Raw genomic sequence first — 23,921 nt, 5'->3', positions numbered from 1 at the left:
TAGCGCTACCAATGATTGTGGCCGCACGCTACCACCGTTTCGCCCGTCCCTTCATTGCGGTCGGAAAATCAGGCTGCTTACCGGGGCTTCGTCCCGCCAACCCCAACGCCAGCGCGATGCCCGCCAGCACGATGGCACCGCCCACCGCCATCTGCGCCGTGATGGCTTCGCCGAGGAAGATGGCGCCCCACAGGATGGCGAACAGCGGGATCAGGAAGGTCACCGACACCGCGTTCGTCGGGCCTACGCGGCTCATCAGGCGGAAGTACATGATGTAGGCCAGCGCCGTGCACAGCGCCGCCAGCGCCAGCACGGCGCCCCAGGCGGCACCGCTGGGCTGCGCGGCAGGCCACAACCAGGCCGCCGGCACCGCCAGCAACAGCGCCGCGGCCACCTGGCTGCCGGTGGCGACGACCAGCGGCGGCACGCCGGAGAGAAAACGCCGGGTCGCGTTCGCCGCAACGCCGTAGCACAGCGTCGCGCCCGCACAGGCCAGCACGGCCAGCAGGCCCGAGTGGTCGGCACCAGGCTTGAAGCTGGCCTTGTCCCAGGCCAGGAAGGCCACGCCGGCAAAGCCGACGACGAGGCCCAGCGCGCGCAGCGGGGTGAGCCCCTGGCGCAGCCAGACGAAGGCGACGACGGCCGTCCACAGCGGCGTCGTCGCGTTGACGATGCTGGACAGCCCCGCCGTGATGGACAACGCCGCAAACGAGAACAGCGCGAACGGGATCGCACCGTTCAGCGCGCCGACGAGCAGCAGGCCCTGCCAGTGCGTGCGCAGCTCACCCAGCAGGCCGCGCGACGCGAGCAGCGGGATCAGCATGACGCTGGCCAGGCCGACGCGCACGGCGGCCAGTGCGACGGGCCCGAACTCGTGCACGCCCAGCCGCATGAACAGGAAGGACGCGCCCCAGAGTGCGGCCAGCAGCACCAGCTCGCCGATGTCGAAAGGCTTCATGCCGCCGCGCCCTCCAGGGCCAGCAAGGCCTGCTTGCGCGCCAGCCCACCGGCATAGCCGGTCAGCGAGCCATCGGCGCCGACGACGCGGTGGCAGGGCACCAGCACCGAGATCGGGTTGCGCCCCACGGCCGCACCCAGCGCACGGGCGGCGCTGGCGCGGCCCAGCCTTTCGGCCAGCGCGCCGTAGGTGGACGGATGGCCGGGCTCGATGCTCAGCAGCACTTTCCAGACCTCGCGCTGGAAGGCCGTGCCCGCCGGGTCCAGCGGCGGCAGCGTGAACGGCTTGCCGCCGAAATAGGCCGTCAGCGCGGCGGCGGTGGCGGACAGCACCGGGTCGCGACCGTCGTCCTCGGGCACGTCGAGGTCGCCAGGGTGATGCTTCTGCCCGTCGAACCACAGGCCCGACAGGCCGGCGGCGCTGCGCGCGGCGGTCAGCGGGCCCAGCGGCGTGTCGATGCGGCGCTGCAGGATGTGGTGTTGCATGTTCATGCGTGTCTCCAGAGATGAAGGACGGCGTAGCTGCGGTAGGGCCGGTAGCGTTCCGCGGCTTCGAGGTAGGCCTTGGGCGAGACGGGCGCACCACCCGCACTGAGCGCCTTGCGCAGCACGACGTCACCGGGCGGAAAGGCGTCGGGCCAGCTCCAGCCGCGCATCAGCATGTAGCCGGCGGTCCACGGGCCGATGCCGGGGATCTGCGTCAGCGCCTCGGCGGCGGCCTCGGGCGTGCCCTCACGGCGCGCAAAGGCCAGCGTCGGCCAGGCCTGAGCGAGCGCGATGAGGCTGTCCGCACGACGGCTGATGATGCCCAGCGACGCGATGTCGTCGCGCGTCACGGCGGCGATGCGCTCGGGCGTCGGGAACAGGCGCTGGCAGCCTTCTGGCGCCAAATCAGATTCAGCCAATGGCTCGCCGAAGCGCTCGACGAAGCGGCCCGCCAGCGTCCGCGCGGCAGCCACCGTCACCTGCTGGCCCAGCACGGCGCGCACGGTCAGCTCGAAGCGATCCACGCAGCCCGGCAGGCGCTGGCCCGGCACGCCGCCCTCGCCCAGCGCCGCCGCGATGGCCTCGGGCTCGGCATCCAGGTCCAGCCAGCGGCGCAGCAGCGGCAGCAGCGAACCGACGGCCGGCCACAGCGTGGGCGACAACTCGACGGCCACCTCCCCTGCCCGCTCGAAGCACACGCGCAGCCAGCCGGCATGGCGCTGGCCTGCGTGCATCAGCGCCAGCGAGCGCGTGACGGCGCCGTCCTCGACCTTCTCGACGCCGGCGATGGCCCGCGGCGCGAGGAAGGCCAGCACGCCGGCTACGTCATAGGGCTCGCGATAGCTCAGCCGCAGCCGCGACATCGGTGCCGTGCCGCCGCCCTCCTTGCCGACACGACGAAAGGCTGTGGGCTGCAGCCGGTAGTGCTCGACGAAGGCGGCATTGAAGCGCCGCAGGCTGGCAAAGCCGGCCGCGTACGCCACCTCCTGCACGGGCAGCGTGCTGTCGGTCAGCAGCGCCTTGGCCAGCAGCAGGCGGCGCGTCTGCAGGTATTGCAGCGGCGATACGCCGTGCTCGGCCTGGAAGATGCGGCGCAGATGGCGGCTCGTGATGCCGAGGTGCCTGGCCAGGTCTTCGACGCTCGCCTCGGCGTCATCGCAGCTGTCCAGCCACGCGGCAGCCTGCTGCGCCAGCGTGCGCGAGGCGTCCATCGTCGTCCACGGCAAGGCGCGCGGAGCCAGCTCGGGGCGGCATTTCATGCAGGGCCTGAAGCGCTCGGCCTCGGCTTGCGCAGCCGTCGAGAAGAAGCGGCAGTTCTCGCGCCGCGGCAGGCGCACGCGGCAGACGGGGCGGCAGTAGATGCCGGTGGACGTGACACCCACGTAGAGCCGCCCGTCGAAGCGCGCGTCGTGCGCCTGCAGGGCGGCGTAGGCGGCATCGGGCGGAAGTGGGCTGGAAAGCATGGCTGCAGTCTAGGCCTCGCCCCCCAGCATGACTGGCCGTTTCCGGACACGCTGACACGTCAGTGCTTTTCAGCGGCGAAGTAGCGCCGCCGCAGCCGCTCGACGCTGCCGTCCTCCTCCAGCTGCTGGTAGGCCTTCTGCCAGCGCCTGGCCTCCTCTGGCGCCAGTGCGAGCGAGGCCGCCATGTAGAGCTTGGCCTCACCGAGCGCCAGATGGGTGGTGAACCGCTGACGCGCATAGCCGTATTCGTCCATCGCCGCTTCGATCATCGAGGCACCGGCGTAGACAGCATCCAGCGTGCCTCCGACAAGCATGCGCAGCAGGTCCTTGTAGTCCTTGCCTTCGATGATGGTCTGGAAGTGCTCGCCTTGCAGGTTGCGCACGATGGGCGACCCGCGCAGCACGCCCACGCGCAGCAGCCGCAACTGGCTCAGGACCAGCCGGCGCTCCGTGGCAGTCGTGACCAGCACGTAGCGCGTCGTCATCAGCGGCACGAGCCACTGGAAGCGCTTCTCGCGATCCGGCGTGCGCGCCAGCGGAAAGATGCCGACGTGGTCGCTGCGCTCGGTCAGCTGCACGGCGCGGGCCCAGGGGTAGTAGGTCACCTGCGCGGGGCGACCGAGCTGCCGGGCCATCAGCAGCATCAGGTCATGCGCATAGCCACGCGCGCCGCCCGGCGCGCGCCAGGCAAAAGGCGGCAAGTCGCCGGCGACCCATTCCAGCGGCGGCGTGCGCTCGGCGGCGTCGTTCGGATGCTGCTGCGCCTTGACGGGCGCGGGCATGCCCGCCGGAACGGACAACAGCAGCAGGTCACGACGCAGCATCTTGAGGGCTCTCGTTTCGCCCCCCGACTCTAGCGCTGCCCCGGCGACCTCTACATCGCCTTGAACAGGTGCACGTAGGCCCGGCTGACCGGCAGCTCCCTGCCCTGCCCGCGGATGCGCACGAACAGACGGCTCTGTTCGTCGCGGCGCGTACCGGCGAGGTGATCGAGATTGATGATCGTGGAGCGGTGCACCTGCCAGAAGCGGTCGGGGTCCAGCTGGCCGGCGAGCTCGAAGATGGGCGTGCGGATCAGGTGCTCGGCCGTGGCCGTCTGCACGATGGTGTACTTGTCGTCGGCGTGGAAGAACAGCACCTCATCGACCGGCACCTGGTGCATCAGCTCGCCCTGCGCCGCGCGGATGTAGCGCAGCCGGGGCGCCGCGTTCGCCACGGGCAGCAGCCGCTTCAGCGTCTCGGCCAGCGCGTCGTCACCGGCGGGCTGCTCGCGCCGCAACCGCTCGACGCAGGCCGCCAGCCGCTCGGCCTTCAGCGGCTTGAGCAGGTAGTCGACGGCGCGCGCCTCGAAGGCGTCGACGGCGTACTGGTCGTAGGCCGTCACGAAGACGACTCGCGTCGCGCCCTCGATGCCCTGGGCCACTTCCAACCCCGTCAGTCCGGGCATCTGGATGTCGAGGAAGGCCAGGTCAGGTTCCAGCTCGGCGATGGCCTCGGCGGCTTCGACGCCGTTGGCCGCGACGCGGACGATCTGCAGCTCGGGCCAGGCCTGGGCCAGTTGGGCCTTGAGGTACTGGGCCAGGTGGGATTCGTCGTCGGCAATCAGCGCGGTGGGGGCGTTGGTCATGACTGAGGTGCAGCGTTGGAGGAGAGGGGGAACTGGATGCGAGCAAGCGTGCCACCGCCTTCGCGGGGCAGCAGCTCCAGCTGGGCGGATGGGCCAAAGCGTGCGGCCAGGCGCGAACGGATGTTGCCGAGGGCGACGCCATTGCCGCCGCGACGCCGCGGGCCGTCCAGCCCCTGGCCGTCGTCGGCCACCTCGATCCACAGCCGGCCGTCCACGCGGCGGGCGCTGACGGCCACGGTGCCCCCGGCGATCTGCGGTTCCAGTCCATGGTGGATGGCGTTCTCGACCAGCGGCTGGACGAGCAGCGGCTGCAGCTCGACACCGGCCAGCTCCGCCGGCAGCGACAGCGTCACCCGCAGCCGCTCGCCCATGCGCAGCTGCATCAGGCCCAGATAGGCCTCCAGCATCGCGAACTCCTGGGCCAGCGTCGTCGACTCGCCGCGCAACTGGCCCAGGCTGGCCCGCAGATAGTCGGTGAAGCGCTCCAGCATCAGCTTGGCACGCCCGGGGTCGAAATCGATGAGGCTCTGCACGTTGGCCAGCGTGTTGAACAGGAAATGCGGCTCGATCTGCCCCTGCAGCAGCCTCAGCTGCGCCTCGGTGACGCGGGCCTGCATCAGCTGCTGCCTCAGGCGCGCGCGGTAGCGCCAGACCATGATGCTCGAGATCACCACCGACACGATGAGGAACTGGCGCCAGAAACCCAGGTTGCCCAGCACGTAGCGCAGGTTGGGCACGTTCCAGATGACGTCGACCAACAGCAGGCCCGTGACGACGCCGATCAGCGAGCAGCCCATCGACACCACCGAGAAGAAGACCGCCGAACGCCAGTCGCGCCAGCCCATGATGGTGTCCAACCAGCGCTGCGGCGCCAGCTTCTCGAAGCTGCGGAACACGGCGAAGAAGCAGGCCATCACGCAGGCGCTGACGAGCAGGTTGGCCGGCAGCTGTTCCTGCCACCAGCGCGCCGCCCCCAGGTCGCCACGCTGCAGACCGGCTGCCACGGCGAAGGCCAGGCCGAAGAACAGCATCCAGGCGGCGTAGATCAGCAGCCGGAAGCGCGCACGGTCGGGCCGATGCTTCATCAGCATGCGTTGGTGGCGTACCGCCTGCCCCAGTTCTTCCAGGAATGTCATGGGGCGGGAGTGTAGGAAGCCGCCGCGGCATGCCCCTTGCATGAGTGACGAATCGACAACCGGCGCGACGGATGGCGTCACGAGGGCGTGCCTACAATCCGCCGCGATTCAAAACCCAGCTTTCAGAGGGCATTCATGCAGGTTCACGCTTCCATCTTCAAGGCCTATGACATCCGCGGCGTCGTCGGCCAGACCTTGAACGAGGAACTCGCCGAGCACTTGGGCCGTGCCTTCGGCACCGAGGCCAAGGCGCTGGGCGAAAAAGCCGTGGCCGTGGGCCGCGATGGCCGCCTGTCGGGCCCCGGTCTGGTCGCCGCTTTGGTGCGTGGCATCCAGTCCACCGGGCTGGACGTCGTCGACATCGGTGCCGTGACGACGCCCATGCTCTATTACGTAGCCGCCACGCGCGGCAAGCATGGCTGCAACTCGGGCATCCAGGTCACCGGCAGCCACAACCCCAAGGACTACAACGGCTTCAAGATGGTGCTCAAGGGCGCCGCCGTCTACGGCGAGCAGATCCAGGGTCTGAAGCGCCGCATCGAGGCTGAGGACTACGCGACCGGCACCGGCCGCGTCGGTCAGATGGACATCGTGCCCGAGTACGCCGCCCGCATCGTCAAGGATTGCAAGCTGGCCCGCCCGATGAAGATCGTCGTCGACAGCGGCAACGGCATCCCGGGCGCCTCGGCACCGGCCATCCTGCGCGCGCTGGGCTGCGAGGTCGTCGACATCTACTCCAAGGTGGACGGCGACTTCCCCAACCACCATCCCGATCCCTCGCGCCCCGAGAACCTGGAAGACCTGAAGAAGATCGTCCACGCCTGCGACGCCGAGCTGGGCCTGGCTTTCGACGGCGACGGCGACCGCCTCGGCATCGTCACCAAGGACGGCGAGATGATCATGCCGGACCGTCAGATCATGCTGCTGGCCGCCGACATCCTGAAGCGCAACCCCGGCGCCGAGATCATCTTCGACGTGAAGTGCACGCAGCGCCTGGCGCCGTGGATCAGGGAGCACGGCGGCAAGCCGCTGATGTGGATGACCGGCCACTCGCTGGCCAAGGCCAAGCTGAAGGAAACCGGCGCGCCGCTGGCCGGCGAGCTGTCGGGCCACATCTTCTTCAGCGAACGCTGGTACGGCTTCGACGACGCGATGTACACGGCCGGCCGCATGCTGGAGATCCTCAGCCGCGACGCCGACCCCAGCGCCACGCTCAAGGGCCTGCCCAACAGCTTCAACACGCCCGAGATCAACGTGCCCTGCGCCGAAGGCGAGCACCACGACGTGGTGAAGAAGCTGAAGGAACTGGTCACGGCGGCCGACCTGCCCGGCGTGCTGGAGATCAACACCATCGACGGCATGCGCTTCGAGTACGCCGACGGCTTCGGCCTGATCCGCCCGTCCAACACGACGCCGGTGCTGGTGCTGCGCTTTGAAGGCCACACGCCCGAGGCGCTGGACCGCATCCAGCACGACGTGCTGGCGCAACTCAAACGCGTGAAGCCCGACGCGACTTTCGCCGCGGGGCACTGAGCGCGCCATGGGTGACGTCGGCTTCATCCTGACGGTACTGGGAATTTTGGCGCTCTATGTCACCCTTGCATTGCTGGCCATCGGCCATGTGCTGCGCAACAACCAGCCCCGCCTCTGGTTCGTAGTGTTTTTCTGCATGCCACTGGGCGGGCCGCTGCTGTACGCGCTGTGGCCGAAGGGAACCAAGTCCAAGCCAGCCCCGCGCAGTGGCTGGTTGGGGTAAGGCAGGCGGCCGCAGAGCCGCTCTTTTTGATTAAGGGAGTTCGACATGCCATTCATCGGAGGCCTGCACATCCTGATCGCGCTGCTGTGCGCGGTCCATGTCGTGCGCAGCGGCCAGCAGCTGTACTGGCTCTTCATCCTGTTCGCCTTCCCGCTGCTGGGCAGCGTCGTGTATTTCTTCGCCGTCTACCTGCCCAACTCGAGGCTGGACCACGGCGCGCGCCGGGCCGTTTCCGCCGCCGCCCGTGCGATGGACCCGGGCCGCGACGAGCGCGAGGCGCGTGCCGCCTTCGATGTGTCGCCATCGGCCCAGAACCAGATGCGCCTGGCCGAGGCGCTGCTGAACAACGGTGAAGCGCAGGAGGCTGCCCAGCTCTACGAAGGCGCGCTCAAGGGGCCGTTCGCCAGCGACCCGGACCTGCGCTTCGGCGCCGCGCGGGCCTATGTCGAATGCCAGCGCTACGCCGCCGCCCTGCCCCATCTGCAGGCGCTGAAGGCCGAGAGGCCCGAGTTCCGCCCGGACCAGGTCTTGCTGCTGCTGGCCCGCTGCTACGGCGGTACCTCACGCAATGCCGAGGCGCGCGAGAGCTTCGAGGAGGCCGTGCGCCGCTTCGGCAGCTTCGAGGCCAACGCCGAGTTCTCGATCTGGGCACTCGCCACCGGTGACGCCGCCACAGCCGCGCGGCTGCAGACGGACATCGACCGGCAGGTCAACCAGTGGAACAAGGTCAGCCGCCAGCTCAACGAGCCCGTCATGCGCCGTCTGCGTGCTGCGCATGAACTGGCGCGCAAAGGTGGCTGATGCCTGAGGGCCTGGCGCTGGCCCTCTACGCGGCCGCGCTGCGGCTGCTGGCGCCCTTGTACCTGCTGCGGCTCTGGCGCCGCGGTGCAAAGGAAGCGCTGTACCGGCACGCGCTCGGCGAGCGGCTGGGCTTCTACCGTGGCAAGACCCAGCCCGGCCGGCTGTTTGTCCACGCCGTGTCGCTCGGCGAGACGCGCGCAGCCAGCGCGCTCATCACCGCGCTGCGCGAGCGCGAGCCGGGCGTGAAGATCCTGCTGACCCACTCCACCGCCACCGGCCGCGAAGCCGGCGAGGCGCTGTTGAAGGACGGTGATGCGCAGGCCTGGCTGCCCTACGACACGCCCGGCGCCGTGCGCCGCTTCCTGCGCCACTGGCAACCCCGCCTCGGCGTGCTGATGGAGACCGAGGTCTGGCCCACGCTGCAGCGCGAGGCCGAGCGGGCCGGTGTGCCGATGGTGCTCGCCAACGCGCGGCTGTCGGCCAGGAGCCTGCGCCAGGGGCAGCGGTTCGGCGCGCTGCTGCGCCCCGCCGCGCGCCGCATGACGTTGGCGCTGGCGCAGACCGAGGCCGACGCGCAGCGCATCCGCGAGATGGGCACGGCGCGCGTCGAGGTCGCCGGCAACCTGAAGTACGACATCGCGATGGACCCGGCGCTGATCGCCCGCGGCCAGGCCTGGGCGAAGCAGATCGGCCGACCGGTGCTGATGTTGGCCGTCAGCCGTGAAGGCGAGGAAGCCGCGCTGCTGGCCGAATGGACGAAGTGGCCGGCGCCGCGCCCGCTGCTCGCCATCGTGCCGCGCCACCCACAGCGCTTCGACGAGATCGCCGCGCTGATCACCAGCGCCGGCTTCACGCTCGCGCGTCGCAGCGGCTGGGGTGACGAGCCGCCCGTCGAGGCCCTGCAGGCGGACGTCTGGCTGGGCGACTCGATGCGTGAGATGCCGCTGTACTACGGCCTCGCCAGCGTCGCACTGCTGGGCGGCAGCTTCGAGCCGCTGGGTGGCCAGAACCTCATCGAAGCGGCGGCCTGCGGCTGCCCGGTGCTGGCGGGGCCGCACACGTTCAACTTCGCCGAGGCGACCGAGCTGTCGCTGGCGGCGGGTGCCGCCGAGCGCTGCGCATCCATGGGCAACGCCGTCACGCGGGGCCTGGCCTTGTGCGCCGACGCACCAGCCCGCGAAGCGATGAGCCGCAACGCCCTCTCCTTCTCGTCCGCGCACCGCGGCGCTGCAGCACGAATGGCCAAGGCGCTGCTGTAGTCGTTCACGAAACGTGCCGCCTTCACGGAGGCGTCAACGCTCCGTCGCGGCCCCCTGCCGGCTGACTTCCAGACGCGGCGGATTCGCCAGCGTCTGGAACACGACGCAGTAACGCTCGGTCAGGCGCAGCAGCGTTGCGAGTTGCTCCTCCGACGCGTCGGTGTCGAGAATGAAGCGCAACCGAATGGTCTGGAGGCCGACCGGCACGTCCTTGGACAGGCCCAGCGTGCCGCGGAAGTCGAGGTCGCCCTCGGCCTCGATCCGGGCGTCCCGCAGCTCGATGCCGAGCGCCGTCGCCACCGCGTTCAGCGTCACGCCGGCGCAGGCCACCAGGGCTTCGAGCAGCATGTCGCCGGAACAGGCGGCCACGCCGCTACCACCGGTGGCAGGGTGAAGGCCGGCAGTCACCAGCGCCTTGCCGGTCTCGAGGCGGCAGCTCACGTTCTCGCCCAGGCGTCCCTGCGCACGCAGCGTGATGAGCGCCGCCGACGGGTCTTCCCGGTAGCGGTCCTTCAGCGGCGCCTGGGCTGCGCGCAGGTTCTCAGCGTTCATCGGGAGCCTCATGTCGTGCGACGAGGCTCCGATTGTGGACGTCAGCCGCCCGGCGTCGCCCAGCCGCCGCCCAGCGCCTTGACGAGCTGCGCCGTCGCCGCCCACTGCGCGCCGCGCAGCTGCGCCAGCGCGCGCTCGGTCGCCAGCGGCGTGCGCTCGGCCTCGGTCACGTCGAGGTAGCTCACGGCACCCTTGTCGTAGCGGCTCTTGGCGACGGTCAGCGCCTGGCTGGCCGAGGCCAGCGTCTGGTTCTGAGCCTCCACCACGGCCGCGCGGCCCTGCAGTTCGGCCAGCGCGTCGTCCACCTCGCGCAGCGCCTGCAGCATGCGGCCGCGGAAGGCAGCGAGGCTTTCGTCGACCTGCGCCTTGGCGCCCGCCAGGTTGGCCTTGTTCCGGCCGCCCTCGAAGATCGGCAGCGAGATGCTGGGGCCGACGTTGTAGAGGCGAGCCGGCGCAGAGAGCAGGTCGCCCAATTCCTTGCTCTGGTAGCCGAAGCTGCCGGTCAGGCGGATGGACGGGTAGAAGGCCGCTTCGGCGATGCCGACCTGGGCCGTGGCTGCGTGCAGCTGCGCGAGGCTTTGGGCCAGGTCCGGGCGGCGTTGCAGCAGCTCGGACGGCAGGCCGGCGCGGATGGCGGGGGGTGTCGTCAGCGGGGATTGCGCGGAGGCCTGCAGCTTCAGGTCAGCCGAGCCCTGGCCGGTCAGCGCGGCGAGCTGGTTCAGCACCAGCGACTGGCGGCGCGGCAGGTCGGCGACGTCGGCATCGGCCGAGGCCAGCTCGGCACGCACGCGTTCCAGGTCCTGCGTCGTGGACGAGCCGGCGTCGAAACGCGTCTGCGCGACCTTGAAGGCGTTGGCGCGGCTGTCGCGCAGGCGTTGCAGCGCGGTGCCTTCATCGGCCAGCGCGCGCCATTGCCAGTAGGCGGCGGCGACGTCGGCCGTCAGCGCGACGCGGGCGGCAGCGGCGTCCAGCGTGGACGCGTCCAGCTGGGCCTGGGCGCCTTCGGCCTCGCGCTTCACGCGGCCCCACAGGTCGATCTCCCAGCCCAGCGAGGCCTGCAGGCCGGTCTGCGTGCCGTCGAACACGATGGCCTGGCCGCCCAGCACCGGCGTCGTGACGGACTTGGCCGACGTGCGCAGGTTGGTGACGCTGCCGCCAACGTCCAGGCGCGGCAGCTCGTCGGCCTTGGTCGCGCCGAACACGGCACGCGCACGTTCGATGCGTGCGGCGGCGGCGGCCAGCGTGGGGCTGGCCTGCAGCGCCTGCGCCTCCAGCGCGTTGAGCTGGGCGTCGTTGAACATCAACCACCAGTCACGCTGCAGCTCGGCGCCGGCCGCCGGGGCCGCGGCGCGGTAGGCCGCGGGCGCGTTGGCGGCGGGCGCCTGGTAGTTGGGGCCGACGGTCGTGCAGGCGGCCAGCGCGGCCGTCAACAGCAGCGACAAAGAAAACTTTGCATTCATCTCGATCTCCTAGCAGGAGTGAATTTCCAAGCAGCAGCCGTGGAACCGGCTTTGCCGGGCCACTGGCTGCGCCCCTTGAGGGGGGCGCGAAGCGCTACGGGGTGGTCCATCAGTGAGCGGCTTCGGCCGCACCGGCGCCGCCGAGCACCTTCTTGCTCATCCAGACGATGACCACGCAGCTGATGAGCGCGATGCCGAGGATGAGGAAGGCGTCGTTGTAGGCCATGACGAAGCTGTCGCGGCGCACGATGTTGTCGAGCGACTTGATGGCCATGTCCTGCGCCGCGGCGAGGTCGATGCCCTTGCTGGCGAAGTTCTGCGTCATCGCATCCAGCCGCGCCTGCGTGGCCGGATCGAAGAGGCTGACGGCCTCGCCGACGCGGGCGCTGTGCAGGTGCTCGCGGTTCGTCAGCAGCGTGGCCAGCGTCGCGATGCCGACGGAGCCACCGAGGTTGCGCATCATGTTGAACATGCCCGACGCGCTCGGCAGCAGCTGCGGCGGGATGCCGTTGATCGCGAAGTTGGTCAGCGTGATCATGATCATCGGCTGGCCCAGCGCGCGCACGATCTGCGCGGCCAGCAGCTCGGGGCCGGCGGTGTCGGCGCTCATGTGGGTGTTCATGAAGCAAGACGTCGCGAACAGGATCAGGCCCACGCTCATCATCACGCGGTTGTCCAGCTTGGTGGACAGCTTGGCCGCGAACGGCATGATGAACAGCTGCGGCAGGCCCATCCACATGATCACCAGGCCGATCTGCATCGGCGTGTAGTTGGCGATCTGGCCCAGGTACAGCGGCAGGATGAAGGCCGAGCCGTAGAGGCCCATGCCGGTCGTGAACGCGATGACGCCGGCGATCAGGAAGCTGGGGCGGCCGAGGATGTGCAGGTCGATGAAGGTGTTCTTGCGCGTCAGCCCGCGCCAGGCCCAGCCGTAGAGGCCCACGATCGCCAGCGTGGCTGCCGTGATGATGAAGTTGCTCTGGAACCAGTCCTTCGAATTCCCCTCCTCCAGCATCGCGGTCAGCGACCCGAGGCCCAGCGCCATGAACAGGATGCCCCACCAGTCCACGTCGCGAAGCAGCTTGAGGTTCATCGGCTCCTTGTCCAGGCCGATGGAGACACCCAGCATCAGCAGCACGCCCGGCACCCAGTTGATGTAGAAGATGCTGGGCCAGCCGTACAGCTCGGTCAGGTAGCCGCCGAAGGTCGGGCCCAGCGTGGGCGCGAGCGTGGCCGTCATGCCGAACAGCGCCAGGCCGATGGGCCGCTTCTTCAGCGGCAGCTTGCGCGTGACCAGCGTCATCGCCATCGGAATCATCACGCCACCCGTGAAGCCTTGGGCCGCACGGAAGGCGATCATGGACTCCAGGCTCCAGGCCATGCCGCACAGCGTGCTGAAGATCAGGAACAGCGCGACGTTGACGACCAGGTAGCGGCGTGTGGAGAACACCATCGCCAGGAAACCGGCGAGCGGGATGACGACGATCTCGGCGACAAGGTAGGCACTGGAGATCCAGGAGCCCTCTTCCTGCGTGGCCGATAGCGCGCCAAGGATGTCCTTCAACGACGAGTTGGTGATGGCGATGTCCAGCACCGCCATGAACGCACCCAGCAGGCTGGCCAGCACGGCCAGCCAGGTGCGGCCGCTGACCTTCTGGTCGGGCGGCGGGGGTAGATAGTTTTCGTTGCCCATGGCTGTGCCTTGAGGCTCATTCAGCGATGCTGACTTCCACCTGGACGGACAGCCCCGGCACGATGCGGTTGGCCTGCTCGCCCAGCGCCTTCAGGCTCTCGGGCTCGAACACGACCTTGACCGGCACGCGCTGGACGATCTTCGTGAAGTTGCCGGTCGCGTTGTCCGGCGGCAGCAGCGCGAAGCTGGCGCCCGAGGCGGGGGCGAAGCTGTCGACGTGGCCTTCGAGCTCCTGACCAGGGAAGGCATCGACCTTCACGTGCACCTTCTGGCCCGGCTTCATCTTGGCGAGCTGGGTCTCCTTGAAGTTGGCGACGATCCAGGTCTCGGGCTCGACGATGGCGGCCAGCTGCTGGCCAGCCGTCACGCGCTGGCCCACCTCAACGGTGCGCTTGCCGATGCGGCCGTCGCTGGCAGCCTTGACCTCGACGTAGCCGAGCTGGTTCTGCGCGTCCTTCAGCTGTGCCTGCGTGGCGGCCTTCTGTGCGGCGGCGGACTGACGGGCGCTCTCGGCGGCAGCAACGGCTTCCTTGGCCGCCGCAGCGCTGGCCTTGCGGGCAGCGACGTCGGCGCGGGCCACGTCACGCGCGGCCAGCGCGGCGTCCAGCTCCTGCTTGGACGTCGCGCGCAGCTCGGCGCCGAACAGCGCCTGGCTGCGCTTGGCGTCCAGCTCGGTGCGGGCCAGCACGCTCTCTGCCTGGGCGACCTGCGAGTTCGTCGCGGCGGCCTGCGCCTTGGCCTGGGCGACCTGTGCGCCGCTGGTCGCGATGGCGGCATCTGCCTGCGCGATCTGCGCCTTCAGGCGCTCGATCTGCACGGCGGCATCGGCCGGGTCCAGGCGCAGCAGCACGTCACCGGCCTTCACGACGGCGTTGTCCTGCATGTGCATCTCGGTGACGACGCCGGCCACGCGCGTCGCGACCGGGTGGATGCGGCCGGCCACGAAGGCGTTGTCCGTCTCGACGACATGCTGGCTGCGCCACCACATGCGGCCACCGAGGCCGATACCGCCGATGAGCAGGATGGCGCCGACGATCAGCAGCGGCACGGGTGGCCCACTCTTGACGGGCTTCGGCGCGGCATTGGTTTCTTGCGGTGCGTTCATGACAGGTTTCCTTATGGGATCGTTAGGGTTGTTGTCTGGGGCTGAGGCGGCCCATGCCGCCGGACTGGAATCTCTGCAGCGCGGCCACAACCTGCCCCTCGTCGCTCATGACGAAGGGGCCGTGGCGCACGACGGGTTCGTGGAGTGGCCTGCCGCAGAAGCAGGCCAGGCGCAGGACCTCGCCGGCCGTGATGCGCGTGGCGCCTCCGACAGGCAGGCTGAGCGCTCGGCCGCTGGACAGCGGCAGCTCATCCGTGCGGCCGCTGCCGTGGATGACGATGGCAAAGCCCTGTTCTCCGTCGGGCAGCACGAAGTCGAAGCCGGCACCGGCATCGATGTCGACCAGCACCAGCGACGCCGACGACGGCAGGGCCAACGGCGCCTCGGGGCCGAACACCTGCACAGCCCGCCAGCCATCGCCCACCCGGCGCGGCATTTGCTCGGCCGCGAGATGCATGACGGTGGGAGCGCGCAGCTTCTGGTCGGCCGGCAGGTTCACGAAGATCTGCAGGCCGTGAGCTTCGCGACCGGCCTCGGCGGGAAACTCGTCATGCATGACGCCCCGGCCGGCCAGCGTCCAATGCAGGGCTCCGGGCGGGATGGCGTGCTCGCCGCCCAGCGAGTCTCGGCTGATCATGCCGGTCGCCGAGTCGTCGAAGAGATAAGTCACCGCCGAGAAGCCGGCATGGGGATGAGGCGCGAACGCCGCCTCGCTCATGCGGAAGTGGTCGACCATGACGAAGGGGTCGAGCAATGCCATCGGCTCACGCCAGCCCTCGGCCTGGAAGCCGGCGCCGATGCGGTGCCTTTGGGGCTGGAGAAGACGCGCGGTTGACATGATGGCCGCGACTGTAGAGAGTTCCATTTCCGACGAACAGCCACAAAACTCAAACTCACCGTTCCAGAAACGAAACGAAAAGAACCGAGATGAAGCGAGATAAACGGCGCCATGAAAGTTGATGACCTCCTGCTGCTCGCCCAGGTCCACAAGGCCGGCTCCCTGTCCGAGGCAGCCCGCCAGCTGGATTTGCCCAAGGCCACGTTGAGCCGGCGCCTCACGGCGCTGGAGACCGCGGTTGGCGCCCGGCTCTTCGTGCCCGGTGCCAGCCGGCTGACGCTGACCGAGCTGGGCGAACAGCTCGCCGAGCGTGCGGCCCGGCACGACGACGACATTGCCGAGACCCGCCAGTGGCTGGCCTCGCGCGAGGCGACGCCGCAGGGGCGGCTGCGCGTGTCGGTGCCCGCCGAGTTCGCGATGCTGGTGCTGGCCGAGAGTTTCTCGCGCTTCGTGCGCCGCTACCCCAAGGTGGAGCTGGAGGTGGACACCACGCCGCGCCGCGTCGATCTCTTCAACGAGCCCTACGACGTCGCCGTGCGCATGGGCCCCGTGGACGAGCCCGACCTCGTCGCCCGCCAGTACATGCTGCTGGAGCGAGGCCTGTATGCCAGCCCGGTCTACCTGCAGGCGCGGCCCGCGCCGCTGACGCCGGCCGACCTGGCCGAGCATGATTTCGTCGTGCTGACACAGGGCAAGGGCATGTACAAGAAGCTGCAATGCGGCCGGCAGACGGTGGAGGTCGACGTGCACGGCCCGCTGGAGGCCAACTCCATCGGCCTCGTGCTGGCGATGGCGCGAGCGGGTGGCGGCATCGCCAGCTTCCCGTTCGGCATGGTGGCATCGGAAGTGGAGGCCGGCACGCTGGTGCCCGTGCTGCCCGAATGGAGCTACGAGCCGTTGCCCGTGCAGTTGCTGACGGCGAGCCGGCGGCTGATGCCGGCCAAGACGCGCGCCTTCATCGACCACCTGTTCGAGACCAAGCCCGCCTGGGCACGTTCGCTGGCACCCGATTGGGTGAAGGCCCCGCCCTTGCCGATCCCGACATCGACACCCGACAGGAAGTGACGGGCTGTCGAATGCGACTGCGATGACACCTCAACAATCGCGCTGGCCCGCGACGCGATGAGTACGGCTCAGGCGACCGGTATCGGCCGCGGCCGGGGTGCCGCATCGGACTGGCGACGCACCAGCTCGAAGCCCATCAGCTTGTGCTCGCAGGGCAGCGCGTCGCCTGCCTGGCGCGCGCGGATGTGCCGCACCAGCAGGTCCACGGCCGCACCGGCCATTGCCGTGATGGGCTGGCGCACGGTGGTCAGCTCGGGCCAGATCGTCGTGGCCAGCGGCGCATCGTCGAAGCCGACGACGGTCAGGTCACGAGGCACCTCGATGCCCTTGCGGTGCGCGATGGCCACGGTCGCGGCGGCCATGTCGTCGTTGCTGGCGAAGATCGCCGTCGGCCTTCGTCCATGAACCTGGGAAAGCAGGAACTCCGCCGCGTCCAGCCCCGAGCGGTAGCTGAACTTGCCCTGTGCAACGGCCTCGTCCTCGGCGATGTCGACGCAGGCGTCCTGCATCGCCGCGCGGAAGCCGGCGAGCCGGCGCGCGCTGCAGTTCTGATGCTTGTCGCCGACGATGAAACCCAGCCGTTGATGCCCCAGCGACAACAGGTGCCGCGTCATCTCGTAGGCCGCCTGGTAGTCGTCGATGCCGACCGCACAGACCTGCTCGGACGGCTGTGCGCTGGACACTGCCACGGTGGGCGTGCCGGCCTGGGCCAGCATGCGCAGCATCTGCGGCGAGTCGCAGAACGGCGGCGGCAGGATGACGCCATCGACACCGCCGCGCAGCATGTTGGCCAACAGGCGCGGTTCGTCCTCGGGCCCCTCGCAACGCTCGACGAGCAGTTGCACCTGGCGCAGCGTGGCCTTCTTCAGCAGGCCCAGCAGGAAGTCGTTCAGGTAGCCGACCGAGGGGTCGCCGTAAAGAACGCCGATGCGCGTGAGGCCTGCCGCGGGCGGCGCGACCCGGCGCGGCGGCGGGCCGGGCGAGTAGTGCAGCGCCTCGATGGCCGCCTTCACTTTCTCCCGCGTGCCGGGTCTGACGTTGGGCTCATCGTTGACGACGCGCGACACCGTCATCGCTGACACGCCGGCGAAGGCCGCCACGTCCGCAATGGTCGAGACCTTGCCGCCGCGACGCTGGCGCATGGGTGGATTCAAGCTGTGCATCAATGATCCAGTTCGACTGCTGCCCCCGGCTCTCGCATGGAACCCTCGAGCCTCGCGATGATTCCCGCGGCGCTGATGGTTGCGCAACCATCAGCTGACTTTACCGGACAGCGGTATCCCTAGGCTGCGCGTTTGCCCCGACCTCGAGTTTCTTTACCCGGCCGCGCGTCGGTTGCAGGCAGCCTCGCCGACCTTCCGGCGTTCAGCAGAGGACGCAGGTGAAGGTCATCGGGGGCTGCGGGTCTGCAGCGTCAGCCGGGTAGGCGCGAAACCGTCGGCTTCGGCGCGAAGCGTCAGTGTGCCGCCCGCGCCGGGCCGGCCACGCACGATGGCCAGCGCCTGGCCGCTGAAGGCCTTGCGCGTGGTGGACGGGAAGGGTTCGAAGCTCGTCGCATCGCCGTTGTCGGTGGCGACGATGTCGCCGGGCCCGTCGAGGCTGAAGCGGATGCGCGTGTCGGCGCGCGGCACGGTACGGCCCTGCGCGTCGACAACGCGCAGCATGACGAAGCTCAGGTCGCGGCCGTCGGCGGCGATGTCGGTGCGATCGGCCTCCAGCGCCAATCCAGCGGCGGTGCCGGCCGTCACGACCGACGTGGTCGCCCAGGGCTTGCCGTCGCGATACGTCACCAGCTTCAGCTCGCCCGGCTCGTAGACGACGTCGTCCCAGCGCAGCCGGTACTCGAACGCCCCCTTCTTGCGCCTGCCCAGCGAGCGGCCGTTGAGAAACAGCTCGGCCTCGTCGCCGCTCGTGAACGCATGCACCGGCGTGACCTGGCCGACGCGTTCGGGCCAGGTCCAGTGCGGCAGCAGATGGGCCATCGGCAGGTCCGGCCGCCAGCGCGACTGATACAGCCAGTAGCGGTCCTTGGGGAAACCGGCCAGGTCGACGATGCCCGAGTAGGAGCTGCGCGACGCGTAGTAGGGCGTGGGTTCGCCGAGGTAGTCGAAGCCGGTCCAGACGAACTCGCCGGCGACGAAGGGGTGGCGGTCCAGCGACGCGAACACCTTGTCGGCCGACGAGCCGAAGTCCACCGCGTAGAGCTCGTAGCCGCTGACCTGGCGCGTCGTCGAATCGCCACCGCGGCCATCGCGCGTGATCGAGCTGTTGGCCGGCGCGACGGGGAACAGGTAGACGCCGCGACTGCTGAAGGCCGAAGCCGTCTCGCTGCTGAAGATGGGCTTGCTCGGGAACTTCGCATGGAACAGTGGGTATTGCGGCGGTGTGCGGATGCGGTCCGTGCCCTCGAACTCCGCGTCCTGCCGGATGCCCTCGCCCTGGTAGTTCAGGCCGATGACGTCGACCTCGGCGGGCAGCGGCATGTCGGACTTGGCGTAGTTCATTGCCGTGGTCGTCGGCCGTGTCGGGTCCTCCTCGTGCGCGATGCGGTGCAGCTCATGCGCGATGGCGGCGCCTTCCGCGCCGGTGTACTGCTCGCCGACCTCGTTGCCGATGCTCCACATCATGATGGACGGATGGTTGCGGTCGCGGCGCAGCATGGCTCGCAGGTCGGGCTCGTGCCAGTCCGGGAAGATGAGGTGGAAGTCCAGCGGCGTTTTCTTGCGCTCCCATGAATCGAAGATCTCGTCGATGACGAGCAGGCCCATGCGGTCGGTCAGCTCCAGCAGCGCCGGGTCCGGCGGGTTGTGCGACATGCGGATGGCATTCGCACCCATGGCCTGCAAAATCTCCAACTGGCGCTCCGCCGCACGCAGGTTGAAGGCCGCGCCGAGCGAGCCGAGGTCATGGTGGTTGTTGACGCCGTTCAGCCGCACCGGCTGGCCGTTGACCAGCAGGCCAGCATCGGCGTCAAAGCGCAGCGAGCGGATGCCGAAGCGCGTCTCGACCCGGTCGACGACATGGCCGTCGCGGCTCAGTTGCGTGACGGCGACATAGCGGTTGGGCTGCTGTTGCGGCCTGGGCCCCCACAGCCTGGGCTTGGCGATGCGCGCCGTGCCGGACGCAAGGCCATGCCCGCCCGCCGCCACCGCCACACCGGCCCGCACGATGCGCGCCACCGCCGGCCCCTGCGCCCTGCCCTGCTCATCGAGCGCAAACACCTCCGTCGCCACGTCGATGCGCACCGCGCGCTGGCCCTGGTTGTCGACCGTCACGTCCAGCGCCACCGTGGCGCTGGCGGCGGACACGTCGGGCGTGCGCACCAGCGTGCCCCACTGGCCCACATGGACCGGGTCGGTCTTCACGAGCCAGACCTTGCGATACAAGCCCGCGCCCGGATACCAGCGGGCGGACTCGGGCGGGTTGTCCAGCCGGATGGCCAGCTGGTTCTCGCTGCCGGGCTTCACGTAGGGCGTCAGGTCCAGCCGAAAGCTGCTGTAGCCGTAGGGCCAGCCGCCCACCAGCTTGCCGTTGAGCCACACCGTCGCGTACGACATCGCGCCGTCGACGTCGAGAAAAATCGCGCGCCCTACATCGGTGGCGGGGATGTCCAGCTTTCGGCGATACCAGGCGGCGCCCCAGCTCTTCAGCCGCCCCATGCCGCCATGCGGGCCGTCCGCCAGGAAGGGGCCGGCGATGGCCCAGTCGTGCGGCAGCGTGACGGCCTGCCAGCCGCTGTCGTCGAAGCCGGCCTGCACGATGCCCAGGTCGCCACCCGGATGGCCCGCCGGGCGCTGGTGGCGACGTGACGCGTCGCCGATAAATGCATTGGCGCTGGGCAGCACCCACGGCTTCAGGACGGCCTCGCCCCTGGCCTGCACCTGCTCAGCCGCCTCGGGCCGGGCATCGGCCACCTTGCCGTCGGCCGACTGTCGCACCTCGGGCCGCACGTCGTACATCAGCGGCGCAGCGCCCGGCGGGTCGCCGAGCTGGAAGCGCCAACCGCTCGCCAACTCGATGCGTTCGCGCGGCGCGAGTCGCTCGTGCACGAGATCCGGTGTCAGCCGCTGGGCCCAGGCCGGGCCAGCGGTCATCAGCAGCGCCGCCAGCACGGGCAGGAAGCGGGATGTGATCAGCAAGCGGTCTCCTGTATGCCGGAGGCGACCCGCCGAGCATTGGTTGTTATTCGGTCAATGAATGGTAACGCAACCAACACTTCCGGGAACAACGACCTGCCCCCGCATCTCCCGGACATCCAACCGAGGGCAGCCCATGCAACCGGGAGCCAGCCTCGCCCCCGGCTCGGTCACCCGGACAGCCGGCACCGGCGCGGTGGAAAGGCGACTAAAGGCGCGTCGCCCCGGCCCGCTTGCCGCGCAGCCAGGCGACCGTGCCCAAGCCCAGGGCCAGCAACGCGATGGTGGCCGGCTCGGGCAACGTCACCGCATTACCGCCGGTCTGCGTCAGCTGGAGGCCGTCCAAGTTGCCTTCGCTGGGCCCGGTGAAGGTGAAGGACAGGAGCCCGGTCGCGGCCACGACGCCCTTGAACTCCGCATAGTTCGTGCCTAGCGCGAAGCCTGTTGCGGCAGCCGCGGTCACGGACTGTGTGATGCCGTCGAGCGTGAACTCCGTGATGCGGCCATCGGTGTTGGCGGATGCGTAGAGGATCAGGTCGTAGGCCGCCCCGGGCGTCAGGCCGGCCAGTGTCACGCTGGCATCAGCCCTCAGGGACCGATAGAGGTAGTCGCACATCAACGGCGCAAACGAGGACGTGCTCATCAGGCAACCGTTCCCCGTCGCGTCGAACGCCCCGCCGGTGCCGGCGAAGCTCAGCGTGATGCCGGTGCTGGCGCCCGCGGCATCCAGCAGAGGTACGTTGCTGCTGTCCGTCGGCGCTGAAAGCGATCCACCGTCGACGCCGTTCCAGAGATCTCCCGCAGCGCCTGTGACTGCAGCCCCCGAGTAGGTGCCGACCGCAGCCCCCGAGTTGAAGTCGATGTTGACCAGCCCCGCGTGAGCCAGCGGCATGCCGGCAAGACCGGCCATGGCGATCACCCAACCACGGAACGAGAACAGACGCTTGGAAGCCATGGCATTTCCCCGGAATTGCCAACTCGGTTGGCGACGTGCTGACGCTTTGGTGAGTGTGAGCAAGTTCGATGCCACAAGCCGGTTTTCCCGGGACGGGGGCGAAGGGCAGCAAAGCGCACGGCGTCGATCTGTCAAGATTCCCGACAGCCGCCAGACCGATTCGTTATGGACCGCCCCGGCTAGGCGGGCAGGCCCAGGGCGTCACGCCTAGCCAAGCAGCCCGCGCAGCCCCGCCTCGTCCAGCACAGGAACGCCCAGCGTGCGCGCCTTCTCCAGCTTGCTGCCGGCCTCCTCGCCGGCGATGACATAGCTCGTCTTCTTGGAGACGGAGCCGCTGACCTTGCCGCCGGCATCCTCAATCAAGGCCTGGGCTTCGTCACGCGACAGCGTCGGCAACGTGCCGGTCAGCACCAGCGTCTTGCCCAGCAGCGGGCGCGGCCGGTCGTCGCCCTCGCCTTCGCTTTCCTTCGGCTGCACGCCGGCCGCCAGCAGCTGCTCGACGACCTCGACGTTGTGCGGTTGCGCGAAGAAGGTGTGGATGCTGGCCGCGACGATGGGGCCCACGTCCGGCACCTCCAGCAGCTGCTCGACGCTGGCGTTCATCAGCTTGTCCAGCGTGCCGAAGTGGCGGGCCAGATCCTTGGCCGTCGTCTCGCCGACCTGGCGGATGCCCAGCGAGAACAGGAAGCGCGCCAGCGTCGGCGTCTTGCTCTTCTCCAGCGCGTCGATGATGTTCTGCGCGCTCTTTTCGGCCATGCGATCCAGCGCGGCGAGCTTGGCGACGCCCAGCTTGTACAGGCCTGGCAGGCTCAGAACGATGCCGGCGTCGACGAGCTGCTCGACGAGCTTGTCGCCCAGGCCCTCGATGTCCATCGCGCGCCGGCCGGCAAAGTGCAGCATGGCCTGCTTGCGCTGCGCCGGGCAGAACACGCCGCCGGTGCAGCGGTAGTCCATGCCACCACGCTCGCGCGCCGCCTCGCTTCTGCAGACGGGGCATTCGCGCGGCATGTGGAAGTTGGGCACGTAAGCCGGCCGCTCGCCCGGCACGCGGCCGACGACCTCGGGAATCACGTCCCCGGCGCGGCGAACGACGACCTTGTCGCCCACACGCACGCCCTTGCGGCGCATCTCGAAGACGTTGTGCAGCGTCGCATTGCTGACCGTCGTGCCGCCGACGAACACCGGCTCCAGCCGCGCGACGGGCGTGAGCTTGCCGGTGCGGCCGACCTGGATGTCGATGGCCAGCAGCGTGGTCACCTGCTCCTGCGCCGGGTACTTGTGCGCAACGGCCCAGCGGGGCTCGCGGGTCTTGAAGCCGAGCTTGTGCTGCAGCTCGCGCGAGTTGACCTTGTAGACGACACCGTCGATGTCGAACGGCAGCGCATCGCGCTTGGCGGCCATGGCCTGATGGAACTGGACGAGGCCTTCATGGCCCAGCGCCACGACGCGGTCGGCGTTGACCGGCAGGCCCAGTGCCGCCAGCGCGTCCAGCATGCCGCTGTGGGTGGCCGGCACGTCCCAGCCCTGCACTTCGCCGAGGCCGTAGGCGTAAAAGCACAGCGGCCGCTGGCGCACCAGCGCCGGGTCCAGCTGGCGGATGGCGCCGGCCGCGGTGTTGCGCGGGTTCACGAAGGTCTTCTCGCCGCGCTCGCGCTGGCGCTCGTTGAGTTTCTCGAAATCGTCGCGTCGCATGTAGACCTCGCCGCGCACTTCCAGCACCGGCGGTGCCTCGCCCAACAGCCGCAGCGGGATCTGCCCGATGGTGCGCACGTTCTGCGTGACGTCCTCGCCGGTCTCGCCGTCACCTCGCGTCGCGGCCTGCACCAGCACGCCGTTCTCATAGCGCAGGCTCATCGCCAGGCCGTCGAACTTCAGCTCGGCGGCGTACTCGACGGGCGCGTCGGCGTCCGTCAACCCCAGCTCGCGGCGCACCCGGGCGTCGAAAGCGATGGCGCCACCCTCGGTCGTGTCGGTCTCCGTCGTGATCGACAGCATGGGCACGACGTGGCGCACGGGCGTGAGGCCGTCCAGCACGGCGCCGATGACGCGCTGCGTCGGCGAGTCGGGCGTCAGCAGCTCGGGGTGCGTGGCCTCGATGGCCTGCAGCTCCTGGAAGAGCCTGTCGTACTCGGCATCCGGCAACTCGGGCGCGTCGAGCACGTAGTAGAGGTGGGCGTGGTGGTTGAGCTGGGCACGCAGGTCGGCGGCGCGCTGGGCTGTGGCTTCGGAGGCGGTCATCGGTGCATTGTCGCGACTGGCGTGGGCACCTCAGCCGCCACGTGGCGACCGCTCAACCGGCGAATCGCGCGCGGATCGCCAGCCGTCCGGCGTCGTCGCCGAGCAGCACCTCCACGCAGGCCGTGTCGATGAAACCGCGCTCCGCCTGGCTGCGCAGTTCGGCGGCGCAACGGGCCTTGTCCCTGGGCTGCTTGTAGGGCCGCGCGGATTTGTGCGGCAACGATCGCGTGGCCGCCCTGCTCCCGAACACCAATTTCGCAAAAGCAGGCGCCGATGTTGCATTGCTACATAACCAACGCCAGGTCACCCAAAAGAAGTTCATGCAACCACCGGCCATCAATGGAGTGAATTTCAAATTTTGTTTTAATTAAGTAGTTTTACTACGTATTTTTTG

At 69.3% G+C, this 23,921-nt stretch carries 21 protein-coding genes; 5 read left to right on the top strand and 16 right to left on the bottom strand.

Translation table 11 applies throughout. The annotated features are described in order from the left end of the window. Nucleotides 1-28: 28 nt before the first annotated feature. The 6 genes from ACG04R_RS13435 to ACG04R_RS13410 are packed head-to-tail and all read right to left on the bottom strand — an operon-like array spanning nt 29 to nt 5,669. Nucleotides 29-958, bottom strand: a complete 930-nt coding sequence (locus ACG04R_RS13435; RefSeq protein ID WP_394411041.1) for a DMT family transporter — start codon at nt 956-958, stop codon at nt 29-31. Beyond that, entirely contained in the window at nt 955-1,443 is a 489-nt protein-coding gene (locus tag ACG04R_RS13430) for a methylated-DNA--[protein]-cysteine S-methyltransferase (RefSeq protein ID WP_394411851.1), read from the bottom strand. The genes ACG04R_RS13435 and ACG04R_RS13430 overlap by 4 nt, the downstream gene beginning before the upstream one ends. A 2-nt stretch (nt 1,444-1,445) precedes the next feature. Next, on the bottom strand, nt 1,446-2,906 hold the full coding sequence (locus ACG04R_RS13425) for a DNA-3-methyladenine glycosylase 2 family protein (protein WP_394411038.1): 1,461 nt from the start codon (nt 2,904-2,906) through the stop codon (nt 1,446-1,448). A 59-nt stretch (nt 2,907-2,965) separates the two neighbouring features. Further along, nucleotides 2,966-3,730, bottom strand: coding sequence for a substrate-binding periplasmic protein (locus ACG04R_RS13420; protein ID WP_394411035.1), 765 nt, complete (start codon nt 3,728-3,730; stop codon nt 2,966-2,968). 50 nt (nt 3,731-3,780) lie between these two features. After that, nucleotides 3,781-4,533 (bottom strand): LytR/AlgR family response regulator transcription factor, encoded by a 753-nt coding sequence (locus ACG04R_RS13415; protein WP_394411032.1) that lies wholly within the window; start codon nt 4,531-4,533, stop codon nt 3,781-3,783. Then, nucleotides 4,530-5,669, bottom strand: coding sequence for a sensor histidine kinase (locus ACG04R_RS13410; protein WP_394411029.1), 1,140 nt, complete (start codon nt 5,667-5,669; stop codon nt 4,530-4,532). The genes ACG04R_RS13415 and ACG04R_RS13410 overlap by 4 nt, the downstream gene beginning before the upstream one ends. A gap of 135 nt (nt 5,670-5,804) precedes the next feature. Between ACG04R_RS13410 and ACG04R_RS13405 the strand changes: the two genes are divergently transcribed. The 4 genes from ACG04R_RS13405 to ACG04R_RS13390 are packed head-to-tail and all read left to right on the top strand — an operon-like array spanning nt 5,805 to nt 9,485. Continuing rightward, nucleotides 5,805-7,202, top strand: coding sequence for a phosphomannomutase/phosphoglucomutase (locus tag ACG04R_RS13405; protein ID WP_394411026.1), 1,398 nt, complete (start codon nt 5,805-5,807; stop codon nt 7,200-7,202). 7 nt (nt 7,203-7,209) lie between these two features. Further along, entirely contained in the window at nt 7,210-7,425 is a 216-nt protein-coding gene (locus tag ACG04R_RS13400; RefSeq protein WP_394411024.1) for a hypothetical protein, read from the top strand. Nucleotides 7,426-7,470: 45 nt separating this feature from the next. Further along, a complete protein-coding gene (locus tag ACG04R_RS13395) occupies nt 7,471-8,226 on the top strand; it encodes a tetratricopeptide repeat protein (RefSeq protein ID WP_394411021.1) in 756 nt (251 codons plus the stop codon). Beyond that, nucleotides 8,226-9,485 (top strand): 3-deoxy-D-manno-octulosonic acid transferase, encoded by a 1,260-nt coding sequence (locus ACG04R_RS13390; protein WP_394411018.1) that lies wholly within the window; start codon nt 8,226-8,228, stop codon nt 9,483-9,485. The genes ACG04R_RS13395 and ACG04R_RS13390 overlap by 1 nt, the downstream gene beginning before the upstream one ends. A 33-nt stretch (nt 9,486-9,518) precedes the next feature. Here the strand turns inward: ACG04R_RS13390 and ACG04R_RS13385 are convergent, their stop codons facing one another. From ACG04R_RS13385 to ACG04R_RS13365, 5 genes are all read right to left on the bottom strand, one after another. After that, a complete protein-coding gene (locus tag ACG04R_RS13385; protein WP_394411015.1) occupies nt 9,519-10,037 on the bottom strand; it encodes an OsmC family protein in 519 nt (172 codons plus the stop codon). Between the two features lie 41 nt (nt 10,038-10,078). Continuing rightward, nucleotides 10,079-11,497 carry an efflux transporter outer membrane subunit gene (locus ACG04R_RS13380; RefSeq protein ID WP_394411012.1) on the bottom strand — a complete coding sequence of 473 codons (1,419 nt, stop codon included), beginning with the start codon at nt 11,495-11,497 and terminating at the stop codon, nt 10,079-10,081. A gap of 109 nt (nt 11,498-11,606) precedes the next feature. Continuing rightward, nucleotides 11,607-13,190, bottom strand: a complete 1,584-nt coding sequence (locus ACG04R_RS13375) for a DHA2 family efflux MFS transporter permease subunit (RefSeq protein WP_394411009.1) — start codon at nt 13,188-13,190, stop codon at nt 11,607-11,609. A 16-nt stretch (nt 13,191-13,206) separates the two neighbouring features. Beyond that, the gene (locus tag ACG04R_RS13370) at nt 13,207-14,295 is read right to left on the bottom strand and encodes an HlyD family secretion protein (RefSeq protein ID WP_394411006.1); all 1,089 of its coding nucleotides are present in this window, start codon (nt 14,293-14,295) and stop codon (nt 13,207-13,209) included. Between the two features lie 22 nt (nt 14,296-14,317). Continuing rightward, entirely contained in the window at nt 14,318-15,283 is a 966-nt protein-coding gene (locus ACG04R_RS13365) for a pirin family protein (RefSeq protein WP_394411003.1), read from the bottom strand. Here ACG04R_RS13365 and ACG04R_RS13360 point away from each other — a divergent pair. Beyond that, nucleotides 15,245-16,198, top strand: coding sequence for a LysR family transcriptional regulator (locus tag ACG04R_RS13360; RefSeq protein ID WP_394411000.1), 954 nt, complete (start codon nt 15,245-15,247; stop codon nt 16,196-16,198). The two genes, ACG04R_RS13365 and ACG04R_RS13360, sit on opposite strands and share 39 nt — an antisense overlap. 68 nt (nt 16,199-16,266) lie before the next feature. Here the strand turns inward: ACG04R_RS13360 and ACG04R_RS13355 are convergent, their stop codons facing one another. From ACG04R_RS13355 to ACG04R_RS13335, 5 genes are all read right to left on the bottom strand, one after another. Next, entirely contained in the window at nt 16,267-17,340 is a 1,074-nt protein-coding gene (locus ACG04R_RS13355; RefSeq protein WP_394410997.1) for a LacI family DNA-binding transcriptional regulator, read from the bottom strand. A gap of 246 nt (nt 17,341-17,586) precedes the next feature. Then, nucleotides 17,587-20,337 carry a beta-galactosidase GalB gene (galB, locus tag ACG04R_RS13350; RefSeq protein WP_394410994.1) on the bottom strand — a complete coding sequence of 917 codons (2,751 nt, stop codon included), beginning with the start codon at nt 20,335-20,337 and terminating at the stop codon, nt 17,587-17,589. A 205-nt stretch (nt 20,338-20,542) separates the two neighbouring features. Further along, entirely contained in the window at nt 20,543-21,289 is a 747-nt protein-coding gene (locus ACG04R_RS13345; protein WP_394410991.1) for a PEP-CTERM sorting domain-containing protein, read from the bottom strand. Between the two features lie 207 nt (nt 21,290-21,496). After that, entirely contained in the window at nt 21,497-23,527 is a 2,031-nt protein-coding gene (gene ligA, locus ACG04R_RS13340; protein ID WP_394410988.1) for an NAD-dependent DNA ligase LigA, read from the bottom strand. A gap of 52 nt (nt 23,528-23,579) precedes the next feature. Continuing rightward, entirely contained in the window at nt 23,580-23,882 is a 303-nt protein-coding gene (locus tag ACG04R_RS13335) for a hypothetical protein (protein ID WP_394410985.1), read from the bottom strand. Nucleotides 23,883-23,921: the final 39 nt, after the last annotated feature.

The organism is Pelomonas candidula, from assembly GCF_043555985.1.
In the GTDB taxonomy this organism is placed as follows: Bacteria; Pseudomonadota; Gammaproteobacteria; order Burkholderiales; family Burkholderiaceae_C; genus Pelomonas; species Pelomonas candidula.
The sequence above is the reverse complement of the archived record's forward strand: the minus strand, read 5'-3'. Positions and strand labels throughout refer to the sequence as shown.

Excerpts from the sequence above, each read along its gene's own strand:
- ACG04R_RS13435 (WP_394411041.1), bottom strand. The coding sequence starts at position 958 with ATGAAGCCTTTCGACATCGGCGAGCTGGTGCTGCTGGCCGCACTCTGG.
- ACG04R_RS13430 (WP_394411851.1), bottom strand. The coding sequence starts at position 1,443 with ATGCAACACCACATCCTGCAGCGCCGCATCGACACGCCGCTGGGCCCG.
- ACG04R_RS13425 (WP_394411038.1), bottom strand. The coding sequence starts at position 2,906 with ATGCTTTCCAGCCCACTTCCGCCCGATGCCGCCTACGCCGCCCTGCAG.
- ACG04R_RS13420 (WP_394411035.1), bottom strand. The coding sequence starts at position 3,730 with ATGCTGCGTCGTGACCTGCTGCTGTTGTCCGTTCCGGCGGGCATGCCC.
- ACG04R_RS13415 (WP_394411032.1), bottom strand. The coding sequence starts at position 4,533 with ATGACCAACGCCCCCACCGCGCTGATTGCCGACGACGAATCCCACCTG.
- ACG04R_RS13410 (WP_394411029.1), bottom strand. The coding sequence starts at position 5,669 with ATGACATTCCTGGAAGAACTGGGGCAGGCGGTACGCCACCAACGCATG.
- ACG04R_RS13405 (WP_394411026.1), top strand. The coding sequence starts at position 5,805 with ATGCAGGTTCACGCTTCCATCTTCAAGGCCTATGACATCCGCGGCGTC.
- ACG04R_RS13400 (WP_394411024.1), top strand. The coding sequence starts at position 7,210 with ATGGGTGACGTCGGCTTCATCCTGACGGTACTGGGAATTTTGGCGCTC.
- ACG04R_RS13395 (WP_394411021.1), top strand. The coding sequence starts at position 7,471 with ATGCCATTCATCGGAGGCCTGCACATCCTGATCGCGCTGCTGTGCGCG.
- ACG04R_RS13390 (WP_394411018.1), top strand. The coding sequence starts at position 8,226 with ATGCCTGAGGGCCTGGCGCTGGCCCTCTACGCGGCCGCGCTGCGGCTG.
- ACG04R_RS13385 (WP_394411015.1), bottom strand. The coding sequence starts at position 10,037 with ATGAACGCTGAGAACCTGCGCGCAGCCCAGGCGCCGCTGAAGGACCGC.
- ACG04R_RS13380 (WP_394411012.1), bottom strand. The coding sequence starts at position 11,497 with ATGAATGCAAAGTTTTCTTTGTCGCTGCTGTTGACGGCCGCGCTGGCC.
- ACG04R_RS13375 (WP_394411009.1), bottom strand. The coding sequence starts at position 13,190 with ATGGGCAACGAAAACTATCTACCCCCGCCGCCCGACCAGAAGGTCAGC.
- ACG04R_RS13370 (WP_394411006.1), bottom strand. The coding sequence starts at position 14,295 with ATGAACGCACCGCAAGAAACCAATGCCGCGCCGAAGCCCGTCAAGAGT.
- ACG04R_RS13360 (WP_394411000.1), top strand. The coding sequence starts at position 15,245 with ATGAAAGTTGATGACCTCCTGCTGCTCGCCCAGGTCCACAAGGCCGGC.
- ACG04R_RS13355 (WP_394410997.1), bottom strand. The coding sequence starts at position 17,340 with ATGCGCCAGCGTCGCGGCGGCAAGGTCTCGACCATTGCGGACGTGGCG.
- ACG04R_RS13345 (WP_394410991.1), bottom strand. The coding sequence starts at position 21,289 with ATGGCTTCCAAGCGTCTGTTCTCGTTCCGTGGTTGGGTGATCGCCATG.
- ligA (WP_394410988.1), bottom strand. The coding sequence starts at position 23,527 with ATGACCGCCTCCGAAGCCACAGCCCAGCGCGCCGCCGACCTGCGTGCC.